This is a genomic window from Aeromonas sp. 600527, from assembly GCF_049175415.1.
Classification (GTDB): Bacteria; Pseudomonadota; Gammaproteobacteria; order Enterobacterales; family Aeromonadaceae; genus Aeromonas; species Aeromonas veronii_A.
Map to the genome: position 1 here is coordinate 130,054 of NZ_JAAKVA010000005.1, position 21,522 is coordinate 151,575.

22 protein-coding genes are annotated in these 21,522 nt (G+C 60.6%); 12 read left to right on the forward strand and 10 right to left on the reverse strand.

Annotated elements, in window-relative coordinates; translation table 11 throughout:
• Positions 1 to 392: 392 nt before the first annotated feature.
• On the forward strand, positions 393 to 1,175 hold the full coding sequence (locus tag G5154_RS09015) for a gamma-glutamyl-gamma-aminobutyrate hydrolase family protein (protein WP_421250847.1): 783 nt from the start codon (positions 393 to 395) through the stop codon (positions 1,173 to 1,175).
• 12 nt (positions 1,176 to 1,187) lie between these two features.
• Here the strand turns inward: G5154_RS09015 and G5154_RS09020 are convergent, their stop codons facing one another.
• On the reverse strand, positions 1,188 to 1,571 hold the full coding sequence (locus tag G5154_RS09020; protein WP_040069030.1) for a hypothetical protein: 384 nt from the start codon (positions 1,569 to 1,571) through the stop codon (positions 1,188 to 1,190).
• A gap of 145 nt (positions 1,572 to 1,716) precedes the next feature.
• Between G5154_RS09020 and G5154_RS09025 the strand changes: the two genes are divergently transcribed.
• Positions 1,717 to 3,243: a cyclic nucleotide-binding domain-containing protein gene (locus G5154_RS09025; protein ID WP_021231830.1), complete on the forward strand. Its 1,527-nt coding sequence runs from the start codon at positions 1,717 to 1,719 to the stop codon at positions 3,241 to 3,243.
• Positions 3,244 to 3,288: 45 nt separating this feature from the next.
• Positions 3,289 to 3,687 (forward strand): STY0301 family protein, encoded by a 399-nt coding sequence (locus G5154_RS09030; protein ID WP_421250848.1) that lies wholly within the window; start codon positions 3,289 to 3,291, stop codon positions 3,685 to 3,687.
• A gap of 76 nt (positions 3,688 to 3,763) precedes the next feature.
• Here the strand turns inward: G5154_RS09030 and G5154_RS09035 are convergent, their stop codons facing one another.
• The 6 genes from G5154_RS09035 to lptM all read right to left on the reverse strand — a co-directional run bounded on the left by G5154_RS09035 (position 3,764) and on the right by lptM (position 8,691).
• Positions 3,764 to 4,474 (reverse strand): HAD-IA family hydrolase, encoded by a 711-nt coding sequence (locus G5154_RS09035; RefSeq protein WP_268011551.1) that lies wholly within the window; start codon positions 4,472 to 4,474, stop codon positions 3,764 to 3,766.
• Between the two features lie 32 nt (positions 4,475 to 4,506).
• Complete coding sequence (gene xerC / locus G5154_RS09040; RefSeq protein WP_040068803.1) at positions 4,507 to 5,484, reverse strand: tyrosine recombinase XerC; 978 nt, start codon at positions 5,482 to 5,484, stop codon at positions 4,507 to 4,509.
• A complete protein-coding gene (locus G5154_RS09045; RefSeq protein WP_005336370.1) occupies positions 5,477 to 6,157 on the reverse strand; it encodes a DUF484 family protein in 681 nt (226 codons plus the stop codon). Before G5154_RS09045 ends, xerC begins: the two co-directional genes overlap by 8 nt.
• Positions 6,158 to 6,248: 91 nt before the next feature.
• Complete coding sequence (gene dapF / locus G5154_RS09050) at positions 6,249 to 7,079, reverse strand: diaminopimelate epimerase (protein WP_421244876.1); 831 nt, start codon at positions 7,077 to 7,079, stop codon at positions 6,249 to 6,251.
• Between the two features lie 152 nt (positions 7,080 to 7,231).
• Positions 7,232 to 8,482 carry a diaminopimelate decarboxylase gene (lysA, locus tag G5154_RS09055; RefSeq protein WP_421250850.1) on the reverse strand — a complete coding sequence of 417 codons (1,251 nt, stop codon included), beginning with the start codon at positions 8,480 to 8,482 and terminating at the stop codon, positions 7,232 to 7,234.
• A 32-nt stretch (positions 8,483 to 8,514) separates the two neighbouring features.
• The gene (gene lptM, locus G5154_RS09060; protein WP_421250851.1) at positions 8,515 to 8,691 is read right to left on the reverse strand and encodes an LPS translocon maturation chaperone LptM; all 177 of its coding nucleotides are present in this window, start codon (positions 8,689 to 8,691) and stop codon (positions 8,515 to 8,517) included.
• A gap of 73 nt (positions 8,692 to 8,764) precedes the next feature.
• Here lptM and cyaY point away from each other — a divergent pair, with 73 nt between their 5' ends.
• The gene (gene cyaY / locus G5154_RS09065; RefSeq protein ID WP_216979650.1) at positions 8,765 to 9,079 is read left to right on the forward strand and encodes an iron donor protein CyaY; all 315 of its coding nucleotides are present in this window, start codon (positions 8,765 to 8,767) and stop codon (positions 9,077 to 9,079) included.
• The gene (locus G5154_RS09070; RefSeq protein WP_421250852.1) at positions 9,076 to 9,729 is read left to right on the forward strand and encodes an alpha/beta hydrolase; all 654 of its coding nucleotides are present in this window, start codon (positions 9,076 to 9,078) and stop codon (positions 9,727 to 9,729) included. The genes cyaY and G5154_RS09070 overlap by 4 nt, the downstream gene beginning before the upstream one ends.
• A 66-nt stretch (positions 9,730 to 9,795) precedes the next feature.
• Here G5154_RS09070 and G5154_RS09075 read toward each other — a convergent pair whose 3' ends face one another.
• Positions 9,796 to 12,315, reverse strand: coding sequence for a class I adenylate cyclase (locus G5154_RS09075; RefSeq protein ID WP_421250853.1), 2,520 nt, complete (start codon positions 12,313 to 12,315; stop codon positions 9,796 to 9,798).
• A 323-nt stretch (positions 12,316 to 12,638) separates the two neighbouring features.
• Here G5154_RS09075 and hemC point away from each other — a divergent pair, with 323 nt between their 5' ends.
• From hemC to G5154_RS09095, 4 genes are read left to right on the forward strand one after another with little or no spacing between them, the layout of a single operon-like run.
• Positions 12,639 to 13,568, forward strand: coding sequence for a hydroxymethylbilane synthase (gene hemC / locus G5154_RS09080; protein WP_216980241.1), 930 nt, complete (start codon positions 12,639 to 12,641; stop codon positions 13,566 to 13,568).
• Complete coding sequence (locus G5154_RS09085; protein WP_421205640.1) at positions 13,565 to 14,299, forward strand: uroporphyrinogen-III synthase; 735 nt, start codon at positions 13,565 to 13,567, stop codon at positions 14,297 to 14,299. The genes hemC and G5154_RS09085 overlap by 4 nt, the downstream gene beginning before the upstream one ends.
• On the forward strand, positions 14,296 to 15,345 hold the full coding sequence (locus G5154_RS09090) for a uroporphyrinogen-III C-methyltransferase (RefSeq protein WP_005336380.1): 1,050 nt from the start codon (positions 14,296 to 14,298) through the stop codon (positions 15,343 to 15,345). The genes G5154_RS09085 and G5154_RS09090 overlap by 4 nt, the downstream gene beginning before the upstream one ends.
• A 10-nt stretch (positions 15,346 to 15,355) precedes the next feature.
• The gene (locus G5154_RS09095; protein ID WP_337073091.1) at positions 15,356 to 16,519 is read left to right on the forward strand and encodes a heme biosynthesis HemY N-terminal domain-containing protein; all 1,164 of its coding nucleotides are present in this window, start codon (positions 15,356 to 15,358) and stop codon (positions 16,517 to 16,519) included.
• Positions 16,520 to 16,588: 69 nt separating this feature from the next.
• Here the strand turns inward: G5154_RS09095 and G5154_RS09100 are convergent, their stop codons facing one another.
• Together G5154_RS09100 and glpX are read right to left on the reverse strand one after the other, a co-directional pair.
• On the reverse strand, positions 16,589 to 16,840 hold the full coding sequence (locus tag G5154_RS09100; RefSeq protein WP_421205642.1) for a YkgJ family cysteine cluster protein: 252 nt from the start codon (positions 16,838 to 16,840) through the stop codon (positions 16,589 to 16,591).
• 153 nt (positions 16,841 to 16,993) lie between these two features.
• Positions 16,994 to 18,004 carry a class II fructose-bisphosphatase gene (gene glpX / locus G5154_RS09105; RefSeq protein WP_005342808.1) on the reverse strand — a complete coding sequence of 337 codons (1,011 nt, stop codon included), beginning with the start codon at positions 18,002 to 18,004 and terminating at the stop codon, positions 16,994 to 16,996.
• Positions 18,005 to 18,222: 218 nt separating this feature from the next.
• Between glpX and G5154_RS09110 the strand changes: the two genes are divergently transcribed.
• From G5154_RS09110 to G5154_RS09120, 3 genes are all read left to right on the forward strand, one after another.
• Positions 18,223 to 19,284, forward strand: coding sequence for a porin (locus G5154_RS09110; protein ID WP_216952723.1), 1,062 nt, complete (start codon positions 18,223 to 18,225; stop codon positions 19,282 to 19,284).
• Positions 19,285 to 19,403: 119 nt separating this feature from the next.
• A complete protein-coding gene (locus tag G5154_RS09115) occupies positions 19,404 to 20,324 on the forward strand; it encodes an ABC transporter substrate-binding protein (RefSeq protein WP_337073090.1) in 921 nt (306 codons plus the stop codon).
• 33 nt (positions 20,325 to 20,357) lie between these two features.
• A complete protein-coding gene (locus G5154_RS09120) occupies positions 20,358 to 21,236 on the forward strand; it encodes an EamA family transporter (protein ID WP_321537283.1) in 879 nt (292 codons plus the stop codon).
• Positions 21,237 to 21,522: the final 286 nt, after the last annotated feature.

A 21,522-nucleotide genomic window follows, 5' to 3' on the forward strand; every position in this document is an offset into this window, starting at 1 on the left:
CCCGAAGCACGCCTCCCCTCGCGGAGGCGTGTTTATCTTGATGCATTTACGCCTTCCCACCTCCACCACCCTGCGCGTTTAATATATCCACCACCATGGTGCTCCTGCTGTACATCTCTATCCAGTTTCTCCAGTAAAATCGCCACTCAAGAATCATCACAAACAAAATCGTTAACAATTCAGCATCATTTTGTTTGACATATTGAACGGCCTTGGCAGACTGGGGAGAGGATCCAGGCTGTCGCTGCCCAAGATGACTGACGATTCTGCCACCCGGTACGACGCGGGATCCCATGACCATGCCTTGAGGCATGCCCTTGCCCAGCCGATGTGCAAGGGTCTGCCCAAGGTGCAGGATGAGACTTTAACGCCAGGGATAATCAGGGTGTCCTATGCCAAATTCCGTACTCGCCACCAGCCGTAAACCCGTCGTGCTGATGACCATGGGGACCCAGCCCCGTAACGGCCACGCCTATCAGGTAATGACCCACAAATACATCATGCCGCTGGTAGAGATCAGCGGCTGCGTCCCGCTGCTGGTACCCACCTGCTGCGGCACCGCCGATCTGGAGCAATATCTGGATCTGGCTGACGGCATCTATCTGAGCGGCGCCGGCTCCAACATCGATCCGGCGCTTTACGGGCAGGAGAACCTCACCCCGGAGAAACAGCAGGACAGGGATCGCGACCTGTTCGATCTGCCCCTCATCAAGGGAGCGCTCGCCCGTGGCTTGCCGATCCTCGGGATCTGTCGCGGCATGCAGGAGATCAACGTGGCACTGGGTGGCGATATCCACCAGAAGGTCTACACCGAACCGGGTTATGACGATCATCGGGAAGATGCCGACGACCCGGTCGACGAACAGTATGGGCCAAGCCATCAGATTGAGCTGCTGCCAGGCAGCTGGTTTGCCGAACTGATGGGGGCTGAACAGATACCGGTCAACTCCCTGCATGGACAGGGCATCAACCGGTTGGGGAAGGGTCTGGAGCCGTTGGCCCATGCAGAAGATGGGCTGATCGAGGCACTTCATGCCCCCGCACTGTCACCCTTTTTGCTGGCAGTGCAGTGGCATCCGGAGTGGAAGGCCAATGAAAACCCCCACTCCATCAAGATCTTTCAAGCCTTTGGCGATGCCTGCCGCCAACGCAGTGCATTGATGGCAGCGAGTTAACCCCTCATCGATTCAGTCGCCAAACCCGCGCGCCTTGAGCTTGGGCAGTCCGCCCCGCTCGGGGCGCAAGGTGCGGCAGATATCCATCCCCTTGAGCCCGCGCTGGATATGATCAGGCGAATGGCCAAACACCATGCCGTTGCTGCGGTAGAGGTTGTTGTCATCCAGCTCGAACTTCTCGCCGCCAATCAGCAACTGCTCGCGGCCATTAACCGTGTCACCCCGCTTGATGGGCACCTTCATGTCGCTCAGCACCTCGCCGGTGGCACACCCCTCGCGCCAGCGCGCCTCGCTGGAGAAGGGGGTAATGGCTATTTCACGCCAGGAGCCATCCCGGAATTCGACCCGATACTTCTCGGCCAGCAGGTCGCAGCCCGCCAATGGCAACAGGGCCATCAAACAGATGATTTTCTTTGAAAATTTCACTCAATCGCACTCCTTTGCCCGGTTCTGCACAGGATAAATAAATTGCCGCCCCAACGCACCATTTCCCCGCACCGCAGCAGCTATGCTGGAAATAAAACCACAATAAGGTGCTGCTATGGCTGGCGAAAACCTCACCGCGCTACCGACGCTGATCTGGATTGGCGAACACCCGTTCTGGACCCTGCTCACCCTCTCCCTGATGCTGATCCACTTCTGGCGCCGTCCGGGACAGCGACGGGAGCTGCTCTCCGAGCTCAGTTTCGTGATGATAAGCGCGGTGGTGATCCTGCTGATCCAGCTGGAAGGGGGCTGGTTCAAACTGCCGCTGCCCCATCAATTGCTGATCGAGATCTCCACCCTGCTGGCTGGCCTGATACTGGTCAAGATATGGGGGATCCTGCTGTTCGAGTTTCTGCTCCCCCTCTGCCATGTGCGGATCCCGCGGATCATCGCCGATATCGTCATCACCATCGGCTATATCGGCTGGGGTCTGTTTCGCCTCTACGCCTCCGGCATGGCGCTCGGGGAGATAGTCACCACCTCGGCGGTGATCACCGCGGTCATCGCCTTCGCCATGCAGGACACCCTGGGCAACCTGCTGGCCGGGGTCTCCATTCAGCTCGACAACTCCATCGCCATCGGTGACTGGCTGCAAGTCGACACCACCCAGGGCCGGGTGGTGGAGATCAACTGGCGTGCCACCACCATCGAGACCCGCAACTGGGAGACTGTCGTCATCCCCAACAGCCACCTGCTTAAACAGCGCTTCACCGTGCTCGGGCGCCGCCGTGGCGAACCCTTGCAGTGGCGGCGCTGGGTCTGGTTCGATCTGACCCTGGATACCCTGCCGACCCAGATCATCGCGCTGATCGAGAAATCCCTGCGGGAGACCAAACTGCCCTGTGTCGCCAAGCACCCGCAACCGGACTGCTTGCTGATGAACGTCGAAGGTGGCATCGCCCGCTATGCAGTGCGCTACTGGTTGACCGATCTGGCTCGCGACGATCCGACCGACTCCATGGTGCGCAGCCTGATCGATGCCGCCCTGCGCCGCAACGATCGCCGCCTCACCCCGCCGATCTTCAACGTCTTTATGGCCAAGGAGAAGCAGCATCTGGATGCCCGCCACAAGCGCCACACCGCCGAACGAACCGATACCCTGCGCAAGCTGCCGCTGTTTGCCATGTTGCAGGAGAACGAGCTGCTCCAGCTGGCCGATCAGGTGAAGTTCGCCCCCTTCGTCAGCGGCGACATCATGCTGGAGCAGGGGGATGTCTCCAGCTGGCTGTTCGTGCTGGTCAAAGGGGAGGCCGAGATGGTGGTCAATGTCGAAGGGCGAGAGCTGAAACTCGGTACGCTCAACGCGGGAGACTTTTTTGGCGAACTGAGCCTGCTCACCGGCGAGCCCAGCTCCTTCACGGTGCGGGCGGTGGCCACCGTCGAAACCTATCGCATCAATCAGGCAATGTTTCAGGAGTTGGTGATGCAGCGCGAGTCGCTGGTCGAGCCCCTCTACCGGGTGCTGAGCGACCGCCAGCAGGAGCAGCGGGCGCTGCTGGAGCGGGAGGCGGAAGCCATGAAGCAACCACCACAACAGCTTGATCTGCTTGATAAACTGATGAAGCTGTTCGGCGGAAGATGACGTAGCATGGCATCGTATTGAGGACATGAAGAGAGAACCGCAGCCATGTTACTGACCACCCTGGCCCTTGCCGCCAGCCTGCAATTTGATTGTCCCACCACCATCGAGACTCGCCAGCAGCTGCTGACCCCGCAGCAGGGCTGGCAGGCGTTCACCCGCAATGACGATGGCAAACCGGACGAAACCCTCAGCCACCGGCTCGATAATCTGGCCCTGTTCGACGGAGATCCTGCCGAGCTGGCCCAACTCAAACCGGATAATGGCGACAGCGACGAGCTCCACTACTGGAGCCAGCTCGATAGCAGCCTGCGCCCGCTCTATCTGGTCTGCCGCTATCAGAACAGCGCCATCACTCTGCAGCAGGCGCTGCCCGTCGGCATCAGTTACTGCCGCGTCAACCAGCGCGACCGCTACACCCTGCTCGGGCTGATTTGCCGCAAATAGCGGTCGTAACCCCTTGCCATATATCGCTATTCGCTGACAGCCATTACCGCCTGAGCCGGGCCACCCGCCAGCGCCATCAGAGCAGCAGTTCGGCCAGTTCCTCCAGTGCTGTCAGCTCCACGTCCGGCAACAGTTGCAGCTGTTGCCACGGTTGCTGCCGTTCGTTGAACCAGGCGGCGCGAAAGCCATGCAGACGGGCACCCAGTACATCGGTCTCGGGATGATCCCCCACATGGAGGATCCGCTCTGCTGGCAGCTTGAGGACACTGCGGGTCTGCTCAAACATATCCGGCGCCGGTTTCATCCTGGCGCCCGCCCCCGCCTTGCAGACCAGCGTGAAGTAGCGATCCAGCCCTGCCTGAGCCAGATCCAGATTGCCGTTAGTTATGACCACCAGCGGATAGCGTTCGGCCAGTCTGACCAGCAGCTGATGAGTGGACTCGCTCACCTCGATCTTCGAGCGCTCTGCCAGAAACGCAGCAAACACCTGCTCCGCCTCACGACTGGCCTGCTGGTCGGCCATCCCCCCCTCCACCATGGCGGTACGGATGGTCTGCTGGCGCGCCAGGCTGACATCGTGGCGCAGCTCGGGCCGTGCCATCAGCACAGCGCGTTTTAGCTCCAGCCAGCGCGGCTTGTCGAGCATGGCGGTGGCAAGATATTCGCTGCGCAGATGGTTCAGCATCCACTGCTCGGCGCGCACGATGGCGGGGCCGTTGTCATAGAGGGTGTCATCGAGGTCAAACGAGATGGCAGCAACCGGCTGCCAGCGGCGATAGAAGTGCATGGACTCTCCTCTGCAACGGGGCTCAGGGCCCGTTATTCATCGTCCTGCGCATCCGGGTCACGCTTGGCCCTGGGGTGGGCGCTGTCGTAAACCTTGGCCAGATGCTGGAAGTCGAGGTGGGTATAGATCTGGGTGGTAGAGAGGTCGGCATGTCCCAGCAGCTCCTGCACCGCCCGCAGATCGCCGGAGGACTCCAGCATATGGGTGGCGAAGCTGTGGCGCAGCTTGTGGGGATGGACGTGGGCGTTGAGCGCCTGCTTGTTGCCCCAGCCATCAAGGCGGGCCTGCACCGAGCGGGCCGACAGCCGCTGCTTGCGGCTGGAGACAAACAGCGCCTCGCTCTCGTCCCCGGCCAGCAGCGGGCGCACCTTGAGCCACTTCTGCAGCCACTCGACCGCCATCCGGCCGATGGGCAGCACCCGCTCCCGCGAGCCCTTGCCGATCACCTTAAGCTGGCGGTCGTCGAGCTTCAGATCCACCAGATTGATCCCCACCAGCTCGGCCAGACGCAGCCCTGAAGAGTACATCAGCTCCATGATGGCGCGATCCCGCACCGCCAGCGGATCCTGCTCGTCGGTGATGTTGAGCAGCTGGTGCATCTCGTCCACATCGAGGTTTTTCGGCAGCGGCCGCCCCTGTTTGGGGGTGACGATGCCACGGGCCGGATTGGCGGTCAGCCGCCCCTGCCGCACCTGCCAGTCGCAAAAGCTGCGCAGGGCCGAGACCTTGGTGGAAAGGGAACGAGGAGCAAGTCCCCCCTTGTGCATCCGGGTCACCAGAGTGCGCACCTGACTCGCCTCGAGCCGACCCCAGTCAGTGAGCCCCAGAGCCACCAGCTCGGCGGTCATCGCCTCCAGATGGGCTTGATAGTTATTGCGGGTATGAGGGCTGAGCTGACGCTCGACCCTCAGGTATTCGATAAAGGCCGCCAGCTCGTCCGCCAGTGCTGCAGGCAGTGGCGGTGCGACGACGGGTGCTTTGGCTGGCGCCCTGGCCGGTGTTCTAGCCATGAGTCAATTCGGGCAGACGCAGTTGCAGCAGGCGCCCCAGTTGGCCCAGCAGCAGGGTGTCGTTGTGGGGAGTAAAGTGGCCGGGATCCGAGCTGGCGAAGGCCAGCACACCGAGATCGCCGAGCCGCATCAGGGCCACCGAGTTGACCAGCACATCGTGGCCAAACAGCGCCTGCTTCTCGCTCTGGCTCAGGCGGCCAAAGTAGTAATCCTGCCCCGGCAGACGCTGACCCAGCAGGGATTCGAGCTGCTTGCCCTGTGCCAGAAAGCGCTGCTCGGGCCCGCTCAGGGCAAACTTCTTGGGATTGAGCCAGAGCCGCAACCCGGTCAGGCGCAGCCGCTGGACAAAGGCCTTGCCCATCACGGCACTCACCTCGAACAGGGTCTGGCAACCGTACAGCTCGCCGTAGAGATCGGCATAGACCCGGAAGATCCGCTCGTTCTCGCTGGCGATCCCCATCAATTCGGTGATCTCCTGCTCCAGCTGTTCGATCCGCTCGCGCTGACGCTCCAGCTGGCGCTCGACCAGCGAGACCGACCCTTTGCGTTCATGGGGAATGCGGATCCGGTCCAGCACGGCGGCATGGCGTTGGAAAAACTCGGGATAACGGGCCAGGTACTCCAGCACAGTGGCTTCATCCACCGATTGCTCCTGCCGTTTGAGTTCGCTCATAAATTGGTTGATCCATCAGAGAAATGGGGCTCGCTGCCCCGACATCATGGGCAAAGGGGGCCAACGCCCCCCGCACCTGAACCTTTATCGGCTAAACCTCTATCTGGCCGTCAAACACATGCTCGGCGGGGCCTGTCATATAGACCGGCTGGCCCGGCCCCTTCCAGGCGATGGTCAGCTTGCCGCCCGGCAGACTGACGGTGACCCGCTCCTTGAGCTTGCCCTGACTGATGCCAATCACCGCCGCCGCACAGGCGCCGGTACCGCAGGCGAGCGTCTCCCCCACCCCACGCTCGAACACCCGCAGCTTGATCTCGGTGGCGTTGACCATCTCCATGAAGCCGACGTTGACCCGCTCGGGAAAACGCTCGTGACGCTCCATGATGGGCCCCAGTGTCGCCACCGGCGCATCGGCCACCGACGGTACCTCGATGACGCAGTGGGGGTTGCCCATGGAGACGGCACCGCACATCACGGTATGTTCCTGCGCCCGCAGCAGATAGGTCTTCTCTGCCTTCTGGGCCCGAAACGGGATCTTGCCCGGCTCGAACTGGGGCACTCCCATGTTGACCGTGACCTGATTCTCCCCCTCCAGCTGCAACACGATGCGACCCCGGGCGGTACTGACCGCGATGCGATCCCGGTTGATCAGCCCCTTGAGACGCACGAAACGGGCAAAACAGCGGGCGCCGTTGCCGCACTGCTCCACCTCACTGCCATCGGCATTGAAAATGCGGTAGTGAAAGTCGAGTTCAGGGTCATAGGGCGGCTCCACCAGCAGCAGCTGGTCAAAGCCGATCCCGAAGTGGCGATCTGCCAGCTTCTTGATGACGTCATTGCTGAAAAATACCTTCTGGGTGACGCCATCCACCACCATGAAGTCGTTGCCCAAGCCATGCATCTTGGAAAAATCTATCAACATCGTGCATTCCTGTGCTGTTAGGGCTGTAAAAACTCACCGTCAACCACTATGAAGTCGTTGTCCACAGCCCCATGCATCCTGGAACAATCTATCCACATCGTGCATTCCTGTACTGTCAGGGCTGTAAAATTCTGTCGTCTCTATCTACTGCATCAGGGCAGCAGGTGCTCACCGCGCCAGAGATCGGCCAACTGCTCCCGCTCACGGATCAGGTGCGCCTCTGCACCATCCACCAGCACTTCGGCCGCCCGCGGACGGGTGTTGTAGTTGGATGACATGGTAAAGCCGTAGGCACCGGCCGAACGCACTGCCAGCAGGGAACCCTCGGCAATGGCCAGGGTGCGCTCCTTGCCAAGGAAGTCGCCGGTCTCGCACACCGGGCCCACCACGTCATAGATCGCGGGAGCATGACCGGCGCGGCTATCCACCTCGATGATGTTCATCCAGGCGCCGTAGAGCGAGGGGCGCAGCATGTCGTTCATGCCGGCATCGATCAGCGCGAAGTTGCGGGTTTCGCCCGGCTTCAGGTACTCGACCCGGGTCAGCAGCACGCCGGCATTGGCGACGATGGCGCGGCCCGGCTCGAACAGCAGGGTCAGATCCCGGCCCGCCAGCTTCTGCTTCAGCGCTTCGGCATACTCGGTCGGATGGGGTGGCTGCTCGGAACCGTAGTTGACCCCAAGGCCGCCCCCCACGTCCAGATGATGGATATGAATGCCTTCTGCAGCCAGACCGTCGATCAGCCGCAGCAGCTTGTCAGCCGCTTCCATAAAGGGATTCAATTCAGTGAGTTGCGAGCCGATATGGCAATCCACCCCGACGATCTCGATGTTCGCCATCGCGGCCGCCTTGCGATAGATGGCAGGTGCCAGCTCGATGGGAATGCCGAACTTGTTCTGCTTGAGGCCAGTGGAGATATAGGGGTGAGTACCGGCATCGATATCCGGATTGACCCGAACCGAGACGCGAGCCTTCTTGCCCATGCTGCCCGCAACCCGATTGAGGCGCTCCAGCTCTGCTTCCGACTCCAGATTGAAACAGAGGATCTCTTTTTCCAGCGCGAGGCGCATCTCGGCCTCACTCTTGGCCACCCCGGAGAAGACCACTTTGCGCGGATCACCGCCCGCCGCCAGTACCCGCGACAGCTCGCCACCGGAGACGATGTCAAACCCCGAGCCCAGACGGGCCAGCAGGTTGAGCAGCGCCAGGTTGGAGTTGGCCTTCACCGCATAGCAGATCAGATGGGGAATGTCGCCAGCGGCCTTGTCGAAGGCGTGCCAGTGGCGCTCGAGAGTCGCCCGGGAGTAGACGTAAAGCGGGGTACCGTACTGCTCGGCGAGCTGTTGCAGCGAGGTTTGCTCGGCCTGAAGCTGGCCGTCGGCGTCGTAGTTAAAGTGATCCAAGGGGGCGGTTCCTTCCTAGAATGGGTGCGGCATTAGTGCGGCGTGGCCTCGGTGGCAGCCTCGGAGGTCGCAGGCAGTGCTGCTTGCGGTGTACTCTGGCTCTGTGGCTGCTCGGGGGGCGGCATATAGAGCGGCCCCTTCAGACCGCACGCGGCCAACCCGAGGGACAGAAGAGTGGCAAGCAGACACTTGGTGAACTGGGTGATCATAATGGTTCGCTGCGAAAAAATTTTTGGCCCTCTATAATCGCACTCACATTGTTAAAAGCAACAGGATAAACCGATGAAGGATCACGAGTATCACGCCCTGACCGACGCCTTTTTCCAATATGTGGAAGACACCCTCGACGAGGGGTATCCGGATATCGACTGCGAACGCAACGGCGGCGTATTGACCCTCTCTTTCGAGAACAAGACCAAGGTCATCATCAACAAGCAGGAACCACTGCACCAGATTTGGGTCGCCACCCGCGAGAACGGCTTCCACTTCGAACTGCAGGGTGACACCTGGATCGACAACCGTTTCGGCCACGAGCTCAAGGCGCTGCTGAGTAAATCCTGCACCGCCCAGGCTGGCGAAGAGGTGGTGTTCCCATGATCGACCTGCACCCGCAGGGCGCCCGCCACGCGGTGATCTGGCTGCACGGGCTGGGTGATTCCGGTGCAGGTCTCGCCCCGCTGGTGGACGCGCTGGACCTGCCCGCCGAGCTACCGGTGCGTCACCTGCTGCCGGATGCGCCGGAGCGCCCCATCACCATCAATATGGGCTACAAGATGCGGGGCTGGTACGACATCAGGAGCTTCGAGGATCCCGACGAGCGGGCCGTGGAATCCCATGTGCGGGAATCAGCCGACCAAATTGCCACATTGCTCGATCAGCTGGTGGCCGACGGGTTTGCCCCCGAGCGCATCGTGCTGGCAGGTTTCTCTCAGGGCGGAGTGATTGCCTCCTTCACCGCGCTGCGCTATCAGGCAACGCTGGCGGGCCTGCTCTGCATGTCCACCTATCTGGCTTCCCCCGACAAGCTGCTCGGCGAGATGAGCGAGGCTGCTCGCACCCTGCCCATCTGCTACATGCACGGCATCTACGACGATGTGGTGAGCCCGTCGCTCGGTTGGGATGCCAAGAACCGGCTTGAAGCTGCCGGGCTCGCCCCCGAGTGGCACGAGTACCCGATGCGCCACGAGATCTGCCGTCCGCAGCTCGGCGACATTCGCAGCTGGCTGCTGGCCCGCCTCGGCGCGTGAGCCCTTCCGGTAAAGCAAACGGCCTGCATCTGCAGGCCGTTTTTTATAGCGATTCCAACTGACGGGTCAGCCCACTTCTCGAGCGGGCGGCACCTGTTCGCGCAGGGTGCCCTGACTGCGATAGGGGATCACATCCAGCTCGCCATTCACCTGTACTATCTCGTAGTACTGGGGCAGGTTGAAGTTGATGAACTGCCCATCATCGCTGAACCGCTCGTGATTGGAGGTATAGAAGCGGTTGACCCCCGCCACCAGCTCATCCTTGTTGCCGGCAAAGTGCTGGTAGATCTCCACCCGGTTCGCCTCATCGAGGATATAGATGTTGGTGCCCGCATCACGGGTATCGAAGAAGAACTGCACCAGCCCTTCGCTGGCGTAGGCATCGACGATGCTCGGCAGATGCTGGCTGTGGGTCTTGTCGAGCCGCAGCGGCAGATGATCCAGCTTGTTGTGGGAGATGTGGCGGTAAAAATCGATGGCGTTTTCCAGCTTCTTCACCGACACCCCGCGCCGCTCGAAGAAGATGCCGTACTTTTCACGGCCGAGCGCCATGGTCTTGACCAGCTGCTGCTTGTCGCGGGCCAGGCGCAGATTGATACACTCCGCCACCAGGGTCTGGAAGCGGGAGCGCACCAGAGAACGGAAGTGCTGGCTATAGCAGAACACCTCGATCATCTCGGGGGCAGCGGCATCCTGATGCATCTTGCCTAGGATGGTGGTGAGGGCATCGACCACAGCTTCATCCCCCTGGAAGTGCAGGGTGCGGATCTCGCTCCAGGAGTTGCGGTAGACCAGATCCACCGAGCCAACCAGACACTCCTGATTGCGACCGAACGAGAAAACATCCACGGTGTTGGCGTCGAACTCGATCACCTGACCGACCCAATGGCTGGTCGGGTCCATCTCCAGATTGAGGAAGATGGAGAGCTGGCGGATCTCGCACGGGCGGCTGAGGGCCAGGTTGGTGGCAAGCGGGTACTTCTCGGGGAAGCAGCCGGAGAGATCGCGACAGAACTGGTGCAGATTGTCGATGTGCAGATCCGAGCCCTGATTGAACAGGTGCACCCGCGACTGGGGGGTCAGCAGATCGTTGAAGTAGGCCCAGGAGACCAGCTTGCTGATGTAACCGTTGAACTCGAGCGGCGCCCGGCCAATGATGTCCACCGGCTCCAGCGAATGTTTGTAGAGATACCAGCCGGCACGGTTGAGGCGACCGTGCGGCACCTGCACGAAGCTGAGATCAGGCTCGCTCAGATCCGGTGCGATCTTGAGGTTCACCCTCTGCACCTTGCCTGGCAGGCTCTCGAATGCGGCATAGAGTTTGCGCGACAGGATGCCGATATCTTCCGGGTTGATCGACTCGCTGATGTTGTTGCGACGGGCGAACTGGATCAGATTGCGGTAGCTCTGCATCAGAGCCTCCAGCAACTCGGCATGGGCGATCTTCACCTCCTCGACCTTCCACTCGTGGCGGTGATCGAGGTGGTACAGCTTGTCCTGGCTCCAACCCCAGTAGGAGACCAGCTGGCTCATCTGCTCGCGGCGCCACTCGGGGGAGTGATCATCCTTGGGATGACTGAGGCCGTCGCACACCTTGAGGTAGAAGCAGCGGCGCACCAGATCGAGTCGCGCCATATCGCCGATGGACTTGAGGTAGTTGGTGACCTTGTCCAGCATCAGGCAGTAGTTGTCGAGCCGGTAGTGCATCCCCTCGTTGTGCTGAAACCAGTCACGGCTGATCATCGAGAGCAAACGGGTGTTGGGGTACTCGTGGGAGTAAGCCTCCATCAACACAGACTTGAGCACCGCCTTATAGGGAGAGTCGATCCCCTTGTAGAGCTGCCACAGGGCAGAGCCGAAATACTCCTCCGCCGGAATACGGTCAAAACTGCCGAGATCAAGCCAATCATCCTGTTTGAGCTTGCCACTCTCAAACAACCCGTTCACATAGTCGTCGTAGTGATCATCACACTCGACAGGAACCAGATACCAGATGAGTCGCTTACCGGCGATGCGCATGGCACTGCGGTAGAACTCGTCAAGCAGCAGCAGATGCTGGGCGCTGCCACAGCTCTCTCCCTGCATCTCGGCATCGTTGGTCTGGCGAAACTTGTCTTCGGGGATCAGGAAGAAATTGAGATCGACCCCGCGCTGCTCCGCCCACTTGGAGAGCATCCGGCACTTCTGTTCCAGCAAGGCGAGCCGCTCTTGCGACAAACCGGCCACGTGGCAGACCCAGATATCGAGATCGGAATGACAGCACTGGCCGATGGAGGAGGTGCTGCCCATGGAATAGAGCCCCTGAATGGCCCGATCATGGGTTGCCAGACCACTCTGACAGTTGGCATTGCGACAAAGGTCATCGATAAAGGCTTGCTGCTCGGCGGTGGCGCTGAAGCTCCAGATGCCATGAGGGACATCGCCGGAGACATAACCGGGCAGCAGGGGGTGATTGAAGTGCAGCATGACAGGCAGCAGTTGGAATACCTGCTGCCCATAGCGACTCATGAGGCCTAACGCCCGTTGCGTCTTGAGACGGGTAATGTCGTCATAACGCGCAACCAGCGTATCGATGTGTTCCTGCAATGCCCTGCCTATCACCTAGGTGAAAATGACGCACCAAAAGGGGGATACGTCAAAAAAGTGTGATCATGTTAACAATGCAAACAGCGGTGGTAAACAAGCCTACAGCTAAACGCCAGATTATTTCTGGTATGACCACATCAAGTATCAGGGGAAATCATTAAATTTCAATATATTCAATGAATTAATCAATAGCAATTGCTTAATGAAAATCATTTTCAGCATGCATTTTTGAGCTTGCCCCCGCTTTTGCGGGCTCTGCCATGAAAGCCCGGGCAAAGGGTGGTAATATCGATTTCCTTCTAAAAATGAAACAACTGATTGATATGGCAGCCCGAACCCTGAAAATTGCCACTCGCAAGAGCCCGCTGGCCCTGTGGCAGGCCAACTTTGTCAAAGACCGGCTCGAAGCCCTGCACCCACAGTTGCAGGTCGAACTGGTACCCATGAGCACTCAGGGTGACAAGATCCTCGATACCCCGTTGGCCAAGGTCGGTGGCAAGGGGTTGTTCGTCAAGGAGCTGGAGACCGCCATGCTGGAAGGACGGGCCGATATCGCTGTTCACTCCATGAAAGACGTGCCGGTGGAGTTCCCCGAGGGGCTCGGTCTGCACACTATCTGCGAGCGGGAAGATCCCCGCGACGCCTTTGTCTCCAACCGCTTCAAAACCATTGCCGAACTGCCGCAAGGGGCCGTGGTCGGCACCTCGAGCCTGCGCCGCCAGTGCCAGCTGCGCGCCGCCCGCCCGGATCTGGTGATCCGCGACCTGCGCGGCAACGTCAACACTCGCCTCGCCAAGCTGGATGCCGGTGAGTACGACGCCATCATCCTCGCCGCCGCCGGTCTGAAACGACTGGAGATGGCGCATCGCATCACCGCTTTTATCGAGCCGGAACAGAGCCTGCCCGCCAACGGTCAAGGCGCCGTCGGCATCGAATGCCGCCTCGACGATACTGAGCTGCACGCTCTGCTGGCGCCGCTGGAGCACGCCGAGACCCGCGCCAGGGTGCTGACCGAGCGCGCCATGAACCGCGCTCTGCAAGGGGGATGTCAGGTCCCCATCGGTGCTTACGCACTAGTCGAAGGCGAGCAGATCTGGCTGCGCGGTCTGGTGGGCAGTCCCGATGGCAACCAGGTGATCCGTGACGAGATCCGCGGTCCGCTGGCCGATGGTGAGGCCCTCGGCGAACAACTGGCCCAGCGCCTGCTGGCCGCCGGTGCCGACGAGATCCTCGCCGAGGTCTACCGCGCATGACCCCGCTGGTGGTGCGTCCGGCCATTCAGGCCGCCGAGCTGGTGCAGTTGCTGCGCCAGCACGGCCATGCACCACTCTGCTGCCCGCTGTTGGAAACCGTGGCGGGCAGTGAACTCCCTCTCCTGCCCGACCTGCTGCGCAGTGCCGACGTGGTTATCGCCGTCAGCATCCATGCCGTTCATTTTGCACACGATTTTCTGTTGCAAACTGGTCAGACCTGGCCACATATTGAGTACTTTGCGGTGGGTCAGGCCAGCGCAGATGCGTTTGCCACCATCGGCATCACGGCAAGCTGCCCGGATGACCCGCGCAGCGAAGGGCTGCTGGCCCTGCCCGCCCTGCAGCAGGTAGCAGGCAAACGGGTACTGATCCTGCGCGGTAATGGCGGGCGGGATCTCATCGCCAGCACGCTGGCCTCACGCGGTGCTCTGGTGCACTATTGTGCGGCCTATGAACGCCACTACCCCGAGCTAGACGGGGACAGATTGACCCACCACTGGCAGGCAGCGGGGCTGGACAGCCTGCTTATTACCAGTGGTGAACTGCTGCAACGGCTGCTGGAGCTGGTTCCCGACCACCAGCGGCCCTGGCTTTTTGACCGCCTGCTGGTGGTCCCCAGCCCGCGCGTGGCCGAGATGGCCAGTGCTGCGGGCTTTATCCATATCACGATTGCCCAAGGTGCATCCAACCAGGCCCTGACGGCCGCACTGGAACTGAGGAAGATGGAATGACAGAACAACAAGAATCCCAGGTCAAACCCCAGCCGACCGCTGCGGTCAATGGCAGCAAGAGCCGCTCCGGTGCCGTACTGGGAGGGGTCGCCATCCTGCTGGCCCTTGGCCTGACCGGCGGTCTCTATCTGCACGGTCACAAGAATGCCGTGGCCCAGCAAGCCGAACTGGCCCAGCTCAAGCAGCAGCTGGCGAGCGCCCTGAGCAAGATCGACCAGACCAGCAGCAAGGATGCCGAGCAGCTGGCCGCGCTGGATCAAACCCAGCAGCGGCTGCAAGGGGAGATGCAGGGTCTGCAGAACCGGGTACTGGATCTCAACGATAAACGCCCCAACGACTGGATGCTGGCCGAATCCGAGTATCTGGTTCGGATGGCGGGTCGCAAACTGTGGCTGGAGCATGACCTCGTCTCCGCCATCACATTGCTCGGCAATGCCGACGAGCGGATCGCCGCCCTCAACGACCCCAGCCTGATGCCGATCCGCAAGGCGCTGGCCGAGGATATCGCCAAGCTCAAGGGGATGCCGCGCATCGACCGCGAGGGACTGACCCTCAAGCTGGCGGCACTGTCCGACCAGATCGAGCTGCTGCCCCTCTCCACCGTCAGCATGCCGGAAGCCAAGGCCGAGCCGGATCAAGCGGTCAGCACCAATCCAGATGAGTGGGAGAGCAATCTGAAGAAGAACTGGGTCAAGTTCACCGAGAACTTCGTCACCATCCGTCGCCGCGATGGCGCGGTCGAGGCGCTGCTCTCACCGCAGCAGGAGATCTTCCTGCGTGAAAACCTCAAAACCAAGCTGTTGCAGGCCCAGCTCTCCGTCTATCGCGAGCAGCAGGCGCTCTACGAAGACAGCTTGGACAAGGCCCAGCGCTGGCTGACCCAATATTTCGACACCGACAACAGCGCCACCCGCTACATGCAGGGCGAGATCGACAAGCTAAAGGGTGAGCAGATCCAGATCGACTATCCGGCCCAGTTCAAGACCCAGGCCATGCTGGAGCAGGTGCTGACCGAACGCCTGCAACGCATTCTGGCCAGCAGCTGAGGAGGGCACCATGATCCGTATAATCATTCTGGTTGCCGTGATGGTCGCAGGGCTGATCTTTGGCCCGCAAGCCTCCGGTAACAAGGGCTATGTGCTGATTGCCCTGGGCAATTACACCATCGAATCTTCCGTCACCAGCGCGGTGATCCTGGCCGTGCTGTTCTACGGCGCCCTGCTGATCGTCGAGTGGCTGCTGGGTCGGGTATTCGGCCTGCGCCGCAAGACCCTCGGCTGGTACGGCTCGCGCCGCCGCCGCAAGGCCAATCAACAGACCGTCGCCGCCACCCTGGCGATGGCCGAAGGGCACTACAGTCAGGCTGAAAAGCTGATGATCAAGGGGGCCAGCAACAGCGACACCCCGCTGCTCAACTACCTGAGCGCCGCCAAGGCGGCACAGGCCCGTGGTGACGACGCACGCCGGGATCAATACCTGCAAAAAGCGCAGGAGGAGAATCCCAAGGCCGAGCTGGCGCTCACCCTGACCCAGACCCAGCTGCAGATCGAGCAGGGCCAGTACGACACGGCGCTGGCGATGCTGGAGTCGGTCTACGCCCTCAACCCGCGCCACCCCATGGTGCTGGATCAGCTGCGCCAGGTGCATCTGGCCCGTCAGGACTGGAGCGCTCTGTGCGACCTGATCCCGGCACTGCACAAGGTAGGCAAGCTGACCCCGAAACAGGAAGAAGAGCTGCTGCAACAGGCCTGGTGTGGTCGCCTGCAACAGGCTGCCAGCAGCCTCGAAACCCTCAAGGCGGTGTGGCAGGATCTGCCGCGCAAGCTGCGCCTTGAGCCAGAGCTGCTGGCCTGCTACGGCGATCTGCTGCGCCAGCTGGGCGCCGACGGCGAGGCCGCCACCCTGTGGCAGGAGGCGCTGCGCAAACAGCCGATGCCGCAGCTGCTGGCTCGCCTACCCAAGCTGAAACTCGACAGCTATCAGCCGCTCTTGGCGCTGCTGCAAAAACAGCAGGGGCAGCCGGAGGTGGACACCGCACTGGCCCAGCTTTATCTGCTGGCAGGTCAACTGGACGATGCCCAGAAGCTGCTGGAGCAGGAGGTGGAGCGGGCGCCGAGCGCCGCCGCCTACCACGCCCTCGGTCAGGTGATGGACAAGCGTCGCCTTACCAACAAGGCCAACGAGTACTACCGTCAGGCGCTGGAGCTGGCGGGGATCTGATCCCCGGCGAACAGAAACGTGAGAGGCCGCATGATGCGGCCTCTTTTTTATCTCTTCGCCCTGCCCTCGTCAGGTGGTGAGCCGTTCCAGCTCGCCGATCAGCCAGATAGCCTCGGCGCGATGGCTGCCGCACACATCCATCATGGGGCGAAAACCGCCGCACACCGCCGGCCGCTCCGGTTGACCGAAGATCTTGCAGCCAAGGCGCGCATCAAGCTGGATGCAGGGGACACCAGCCGGTTTGCCATCGGGCATGCCGGGGATGGCACTGCTGATACTGGGAGCGATGCAACAGGCACCGCAACTGGAACGACACTCCATACAACCCACTCCTGTCACAGGATCAACCTGCACTGTCGGACTCTCTGCCACCATAGCCCAGGCAAGCCCACAAACGTAGAGGGAAGGCAGCAAAAAGCCCGACCGCGAGGCGATCGGGCTTGATTCACTACCGCATGGCGGGCAGAGCCATCATCACAGGATGATGTCGCGAACCACGCTGTCTTTGCGCTCCAGATAATGGATCGACTTGATACGGCGGATGGTACGGGATTTACCACGGATCAGCAGAGTCTCAGTGGTCGCCATCACGCCATCGCTGGTGATGCCATCCAGCAGGTCACCCTTGGTGATGCCGGTGGCGGAGAAGATGACGTTGTCATTCTTCGCCATGTCTTCCAGCTTGAGCACCTTGTTGACGTCGATGCCGAGTGCTTCGCAGCGGGCAATTTCCTGCTCGCCCAGCTCACGCACTTCCGGGCTGTCACCCTTGACGCGGTGGCGCGGCACCAGACGAGCTTGCATGTCGCCATCCAGCGCGCGGATCACCGCAGCGGAGATCACCCCTTCCGGAGCGCCGCCGATGCCATACAGCATGTCGACTTCGCTGTCCGGTAGACAGGTGAGGATGGAGGCGGCAACGTCACCATCAGGAATGGCGAACACCCGCACGCCCAGACCCTGCATCTCCTTGATTGCCTTGTCATGACGCGGCTTGGCCAGGGTAATGACGGTCAGGCGGGAGAGCGGCTTGCCCAGCGCCTTGGCCACAGACTTCAGGTTGAGCTCGAGAGCCTGATCCAGGTCGATGGCCCCTTTGGCTTTGGGACCGACGATCAGCTTTTCCATGTACATGTCAGGCGCTTTCAGGAAGGAGCCCTTGTCGCCCACCGCCAGCACGGCCAGCGCATTGGCCTGGCCCATGGCGGTCATGCGGGTACCCTCGATGGGATCGACCGCGATATCGACGCCGTCTCCGTGTCCGGTACCGACCTTCTCGCCGATATAAAGCATCGGCGCTTCATCAATTTCACCTTCGCCGATCACAATCTCACCATCGATCTCGATCTGGTTGAGAATGTGACGCATGGCAGCCACGGCTGCCCCGTCGGCGATATTCTTGTCACCACGTCCGAGCCACTTGTAGCCAGCCAGTGCTGCCGCTTCCGTCACTCGGGAAAACTCGATTGCCAGTTCACGTCTCATCGCATATCCAACCTATGGAGCTCGAAAACGGGCGGCATTCTACCACAAGGGCAAACCTTTGCGCACAAAAGTAGCTGCCAGGGGCATAAATGTAGCCAATTCATCCAATTGCAACCCAATTGCCATCGACTCTTCATCCAGTTGTCACCCCGCTGTCATGCCTCCTCCCTAGGATGGCCCCGTCTTCAAAACAAAAGCTTGCAACACAAGGGATTAAGATGAAAAAGCTGACTGTAGTGGCACTGGCTCTGACTGCCGCCTTCCAGGCACAAGCCGTTGAAGTATATAAAAATGATACCGCCATGCTGGACCTGTATGGACGCATCTACGCCGGTCAATTCTTCGGCGACAAGAAAGAAAACGTCGATACCGCCAACCCGAATGGCACCAAGGATTACAGCGCCAAGCAAGGGGCCAACCAGTTTGTCCGCTTCGGTGCCAAGGCCGAGACCCAGATCCAGAGCGGTCTGAAGGCGCTGGCCCAGTACGAAGTGCAGATGTACATCAACGACAGCGAGAAGACCATCAGCGAGAGCTCCGACAACCTGCGTACCCGTCTGGCCTTTGCCGGTGTGGGCGCTGACTGGGGTACAGTGACCTTCGGCCGCCAGAAAGGTGCCCCGGGTTTCCTGGCGGACTGGACTGATGTCTCCCTCTCCGACGGCTACGGTAACGAAGCGCTGGGTGCAAAAACCGACACCTTCGCCACCAACCGCGCCGGTTCCGTACTGAAATACTCCGGCCTGTTCAATGGCTTCCAGCTCGACACCAGCTACAAGTTCGACGGTGGTGACACCGAAGAGACTACCAGCAAGGATAGCGACGCGGCCTACGGAGCAGCCGTGGCCTATACCTTCCCTTTCAACCTGTCGCTGGGTACCGCCTATAACGTCGGCCTGCGCGACAAGAGCGGTGAAGAAGATGCAAAACTGTGGCTGATCTCCGCCAAGTTTGACAACAAGGCCGCCTACGCCGCCCTGAGTTATGCCGATGGCAGCGACTTCCTGGCGACCGGCACCGATCACACCGGTTGGGAAGCCGCGCTGGGCTACAACTTCGAGAATGGCTTCGGTCTGATGGCGCTGTGGAACAAACAGGAGCAGGACAAGGCTGGCACCAAGAAAGACAATGTGGATTACTACACCCTGGGAGCCCAGTACAAGTTCAACAAGAACCTGCGGGTGATTGGCGAGTACCGCATCAACAATCTGGACAGCGTTGCCGGCAAAGCGACCGCCAACAAGGATGACTTCCAGCTGGCTGCTCGCTACGACTTCTAATCGAGGTTTTCTGATACCCAAAGCGCGATGGCTTGCCATCGCGCTTTTTCGTCGCTGTTGCTCAGAAAACCACAAACTGGCCTAGGCTCAAGAGTAGATGTATCGCCGGAGAGATGATCATGGTCAGGCTGCTTTTCGTCCTGCTGTTGCTGCTGGCTCTTCCCGCTCACGCCCTCAATATCGCCATGGTGCTGTGGCGTGGCGAAACCGCCGCCGAGGCGGGCTTTCGGGCCGAGCTGACCCGACTTGGCTACCAGACCACCATCACCATCTACAATGCCGATCAGGATCGCACTGCGCTGGCGACCATGCTGCGTCAGCAGATGCTGCCGAAACTGGCGGAGTACGACTACATCTACACCTTCGGTACCACGGCCACCACCATGGCAAAGAGTCTGATAGCCAATCGAAAACCCATGATCTTCAACGTGGTTTCAGATCCTGTAGGGGCAGGCTTTCTCTCTGAGGACAAAACTCAGAACAGCATGGTCGCCGGAGTAAGCAACATGGTACCCATGGCGCTGCAACTGGCCAATGCCAGCAAGTACCTTCCATCGAATAAACGGCTGTTGCTCCCATTCAATCCGCGGGAGCAGAACACCCTGCTGGTGGCCGACATGCTGATCAACGCGGCCAAAGGTTACCAGTGGCAAGTCGCAACCTGGCGCATTGCACCAGATCCAAAGCGACTGGAGACCGAGTTGAAGCGACTGCAACAGGATGCCAAAAACGACATCGTCTTTCTGGCCGCAGACAGCTATCTGCTCTCCATCGCTCCCCGTTTGCTGAATGCACTCAACGCAGCGGCCATCCCTACCATCTGCAGTGCCGAGCTGTTCGTAGAGCACGGCTGCAGCGTTGGCACCATCAGCAGCTACGAGGCGCTGGGCAAGATGGCCGCAGTAATCATCCATCGCCACCAGCAGGGAACGCAGTTGCAGGATATTCCGCTGCAGACCGATCCCCACCCCAAACTGGTGCTGGGGCAACTGGGCAGCACCACCAAGCAAGAGAAGAACCCCGAGAAACCGAAGCCTTGATAAAGATCTCGGCCAATCAGGCTCCAGGCGGGTATGCTGTTGGCCCCCATCGCCCGAGAGCCCTTTCCCATGAGCACCACCGTCTTTTTTGCCGTTCTGCTGGCCGCCCTGCTTCACGCCAGCTGGAATGCACTGGTCAAAATTGGCGAAGAGCGGCTGGTGGGCGTGTCCCTGGTGGCGATCTTCTCCGGGCTTATCGCCGCCGTCGCGCTGCTGCCCATGGGGCTTCCCTCTGCTGCCGAGCTGCCCTGGCTCGGCCTCTCAGTCCTGCTCCATATCGGTTACTGCCTGTTTCTCAGCCATGCCTACAATCAGGGCGATTTTGGCCAGATCTATCCGCTGGCCCGTGGCAGTGCCCCGCTGCTCGCCATGGCGCTAAGTGCCCTGCTGCTGGGGGACTACCCCGGTTACGGCGGCATCGTCGGCGCCTGCGTGCTGATCATGGGGGTCTTGCTGATGGCCTGGCGAGGCGGGCAGCAGCGCCTTGCCAGCAAAGCGGTTCGGGCGGCACTGATCACGGCCATGTTCACGGCGACCTATACCCTCTCGGATGGGGCCGGCGCCCGCGCAGGGGGTGAACCGGTACGCTACACCCTCTGGCTCTTTGCCTGTACCGGGCTGGCGATGCTGCTGGTGCTGATCGTCCACCAGAAACGCAACGCATGGCGCCAGATCCGTCGCCATGCGATGGCGGGAATGGCAGGAGGTGCCATGTCACTACTCGCCTACGGGATTGTTATCTGGGCCATGACCCAAGCCCCCATTGGCGTGGTCGCGGCTCTGCGCGAAAGCAGTGTGCTGTTTGCCATGCTGCTCTCGGTCTGGCTGCTGAAAGAGCCGCTCGGGCGCATGCGGCTGACGGCGGCGGCCATTATCACTGGCGGCGTGCTGCTGACCCGGCTGGGAGGATAAGCGCTGTCGCCATTGGTGCGTATTTATCAGGCAGGATGGCGTAATTCACTCCGCCAAATATGCCGAATACCAATAATGGAAATAAGTGTCGGCCCGGGCGTAAATGTTTACATCCGCAACGTATCAATTAACTGGCAGGTCTGTTTATTTCAACCACAGCTTCATTCGGGAAACTTACCTGCCCAGCAGCATTAATGATAAAATCGTTCACAGTTAATTTTCGGCAACGCTGACCAATACCGCGCATGGCACAGACCATGCTGCTCCACCCATACGTTCATTGACC

Excerpts from the sequence above, each read along its gene's own strand:
- G5154_RS09025 (WP_021231830.1), top strand. The coding sequence starts at position 1,717 with ATGGCTGGCGAAAACCTCACCGCGCTACCGACGCTGATCTGGATTGGC.
- G5154_RS09020 (WP_040069030.1), bottom strand. The coding sequence starts at position 1,571 with ATGGCCCTGTTGCCATTGGCGGGCTGCGACCTGCTGGCCGAGAAGTAT.
- G5154_RS09015 (WP_421250847.1), top strand. The coding sequence starts at position 393 with ATGCCAAATTCCGTACTCGCCACCAGCCGTAAACCCGTCGTGCTGATG.
- xerC (WP_040068803.1), bottom strand. The coding sequence starts at position 5,484 with ATGGCTAGAACACCGGCCAGGGCGCCAGCCAAAGCACCCGTCGTCGCA.
- G5154_RS09045 (WP_005336370.1), bottom strand. The coding sequence starts at position 6,157 with ATGAGCGAACTCAAACGGCAGGAGCAATCGGTGGATGAAGCCACTGTG.
- G5154_RS09095 (WP_337073091.1), top strand. The coding sequence starts at position 15,356 with ATGATCCGTATAATCATTCTGGTTGCCGTGATGGTCGCAGGGCTGATC.
- G5154_RS09120 (WP_321537283.1), top strand. The coding sequence starts at position 20,358 with ATGCTGTTGGCCCCCATCGCCCGAGAGCCCTTTCCCATGAGCACCACC.
- dapF (WP_421244876.1), bottom strand. The coding sequence starts at position 7,079 with ATGTTGATAGATTTTTCCAAGATGCATGGCTTGGGCAACGACTTCATG.
- hemC (WP_216980241.1), top strand. The coding sequence starts at position 12,639 with ATGGCAGCCCGAACCCTGAAAATTGCCACTCGCAAGAGCCCGCTGGCC.
- glpX (WP_005342808.1), bottom strand. The coding sequence starts at position 18,004 with ATGAGACGTGAACTGGCAATCGAGTTTTCCCGAGTGACGGAAGCGGCA.
- G5154_RS09100 (WP_421205642.1), bottom strand. The coding sequence starts at position 16,840 with ATGGAGTGTCGTTCCAGTTGCGGTGCCTGTTGCATCGCTCCCAGTATC.
- G5154_RS09030 (WP_421250848.1), top strand. The coding sequence starts at position 3,289 with ATGTTACTGACCACCCTGGCCCTTGCCGCCAGCCTGCAATTTGATTGT.
- G5154_RS09070 (WP_421250852.1), top strand. The coding sequence starts at position 9,076 with ATGATCGACCTGCACCCGCAGGGCGCCCGCCACGCGGTGATCTGGCTG.
- G5154_RS09035 (WP_268011551.1), bottom strand. The coding sequence starts at position 4,474 with ATGCACTTCTATCGCCGCTGGCAGCCGGTTGCTGCCATCTCGTTTGAC.
- cyaY (WP_216979650.1), top strand. The coding sequence starts at position 8,765 with ATGAAGGATCACGAGTATCACGCCCTGACCGACGCCTTTTTCCAATAT.
- G5154_RS09090 (WP_005336380.1), top strand. The coding sequence starts at position 14,296 with ATGACAGAACAACAAGAATCCCAGGTCAAACCCCAGCCGACCGCTGCG.
- G5154_RS09115 (WP_337073090.1), top strand. The coding sequence starts at position 19,404 with ATGGTCAGGCTGCTTTTCGTCCTGCTGTTGCTGCTGGCTCTTCCCGCT.
- G5154_RS09110 (WP_216952723.1), top strand. The coding sequence starts at position 18,223 with ATGAAAAAGCTGACTGTAGTGGCACTGGCTCTGACTGCCGCCTTCCAG.
- G5154_RS09085 (WP_421205640.1), top strand. The coding sequence starts at position 13,565 with ATGACCCCGCTGGTGGTGCGTCCGGCCATTCAGGCCGCCGAGCTGGTG.
- lptM (WP_421250851.1), bottom strand. The coding sequence starts at position 8,691 with ATGATCACCCAGTTCACCAAGTGTCTGCTTGCCACTCTTCTGTCCCTC.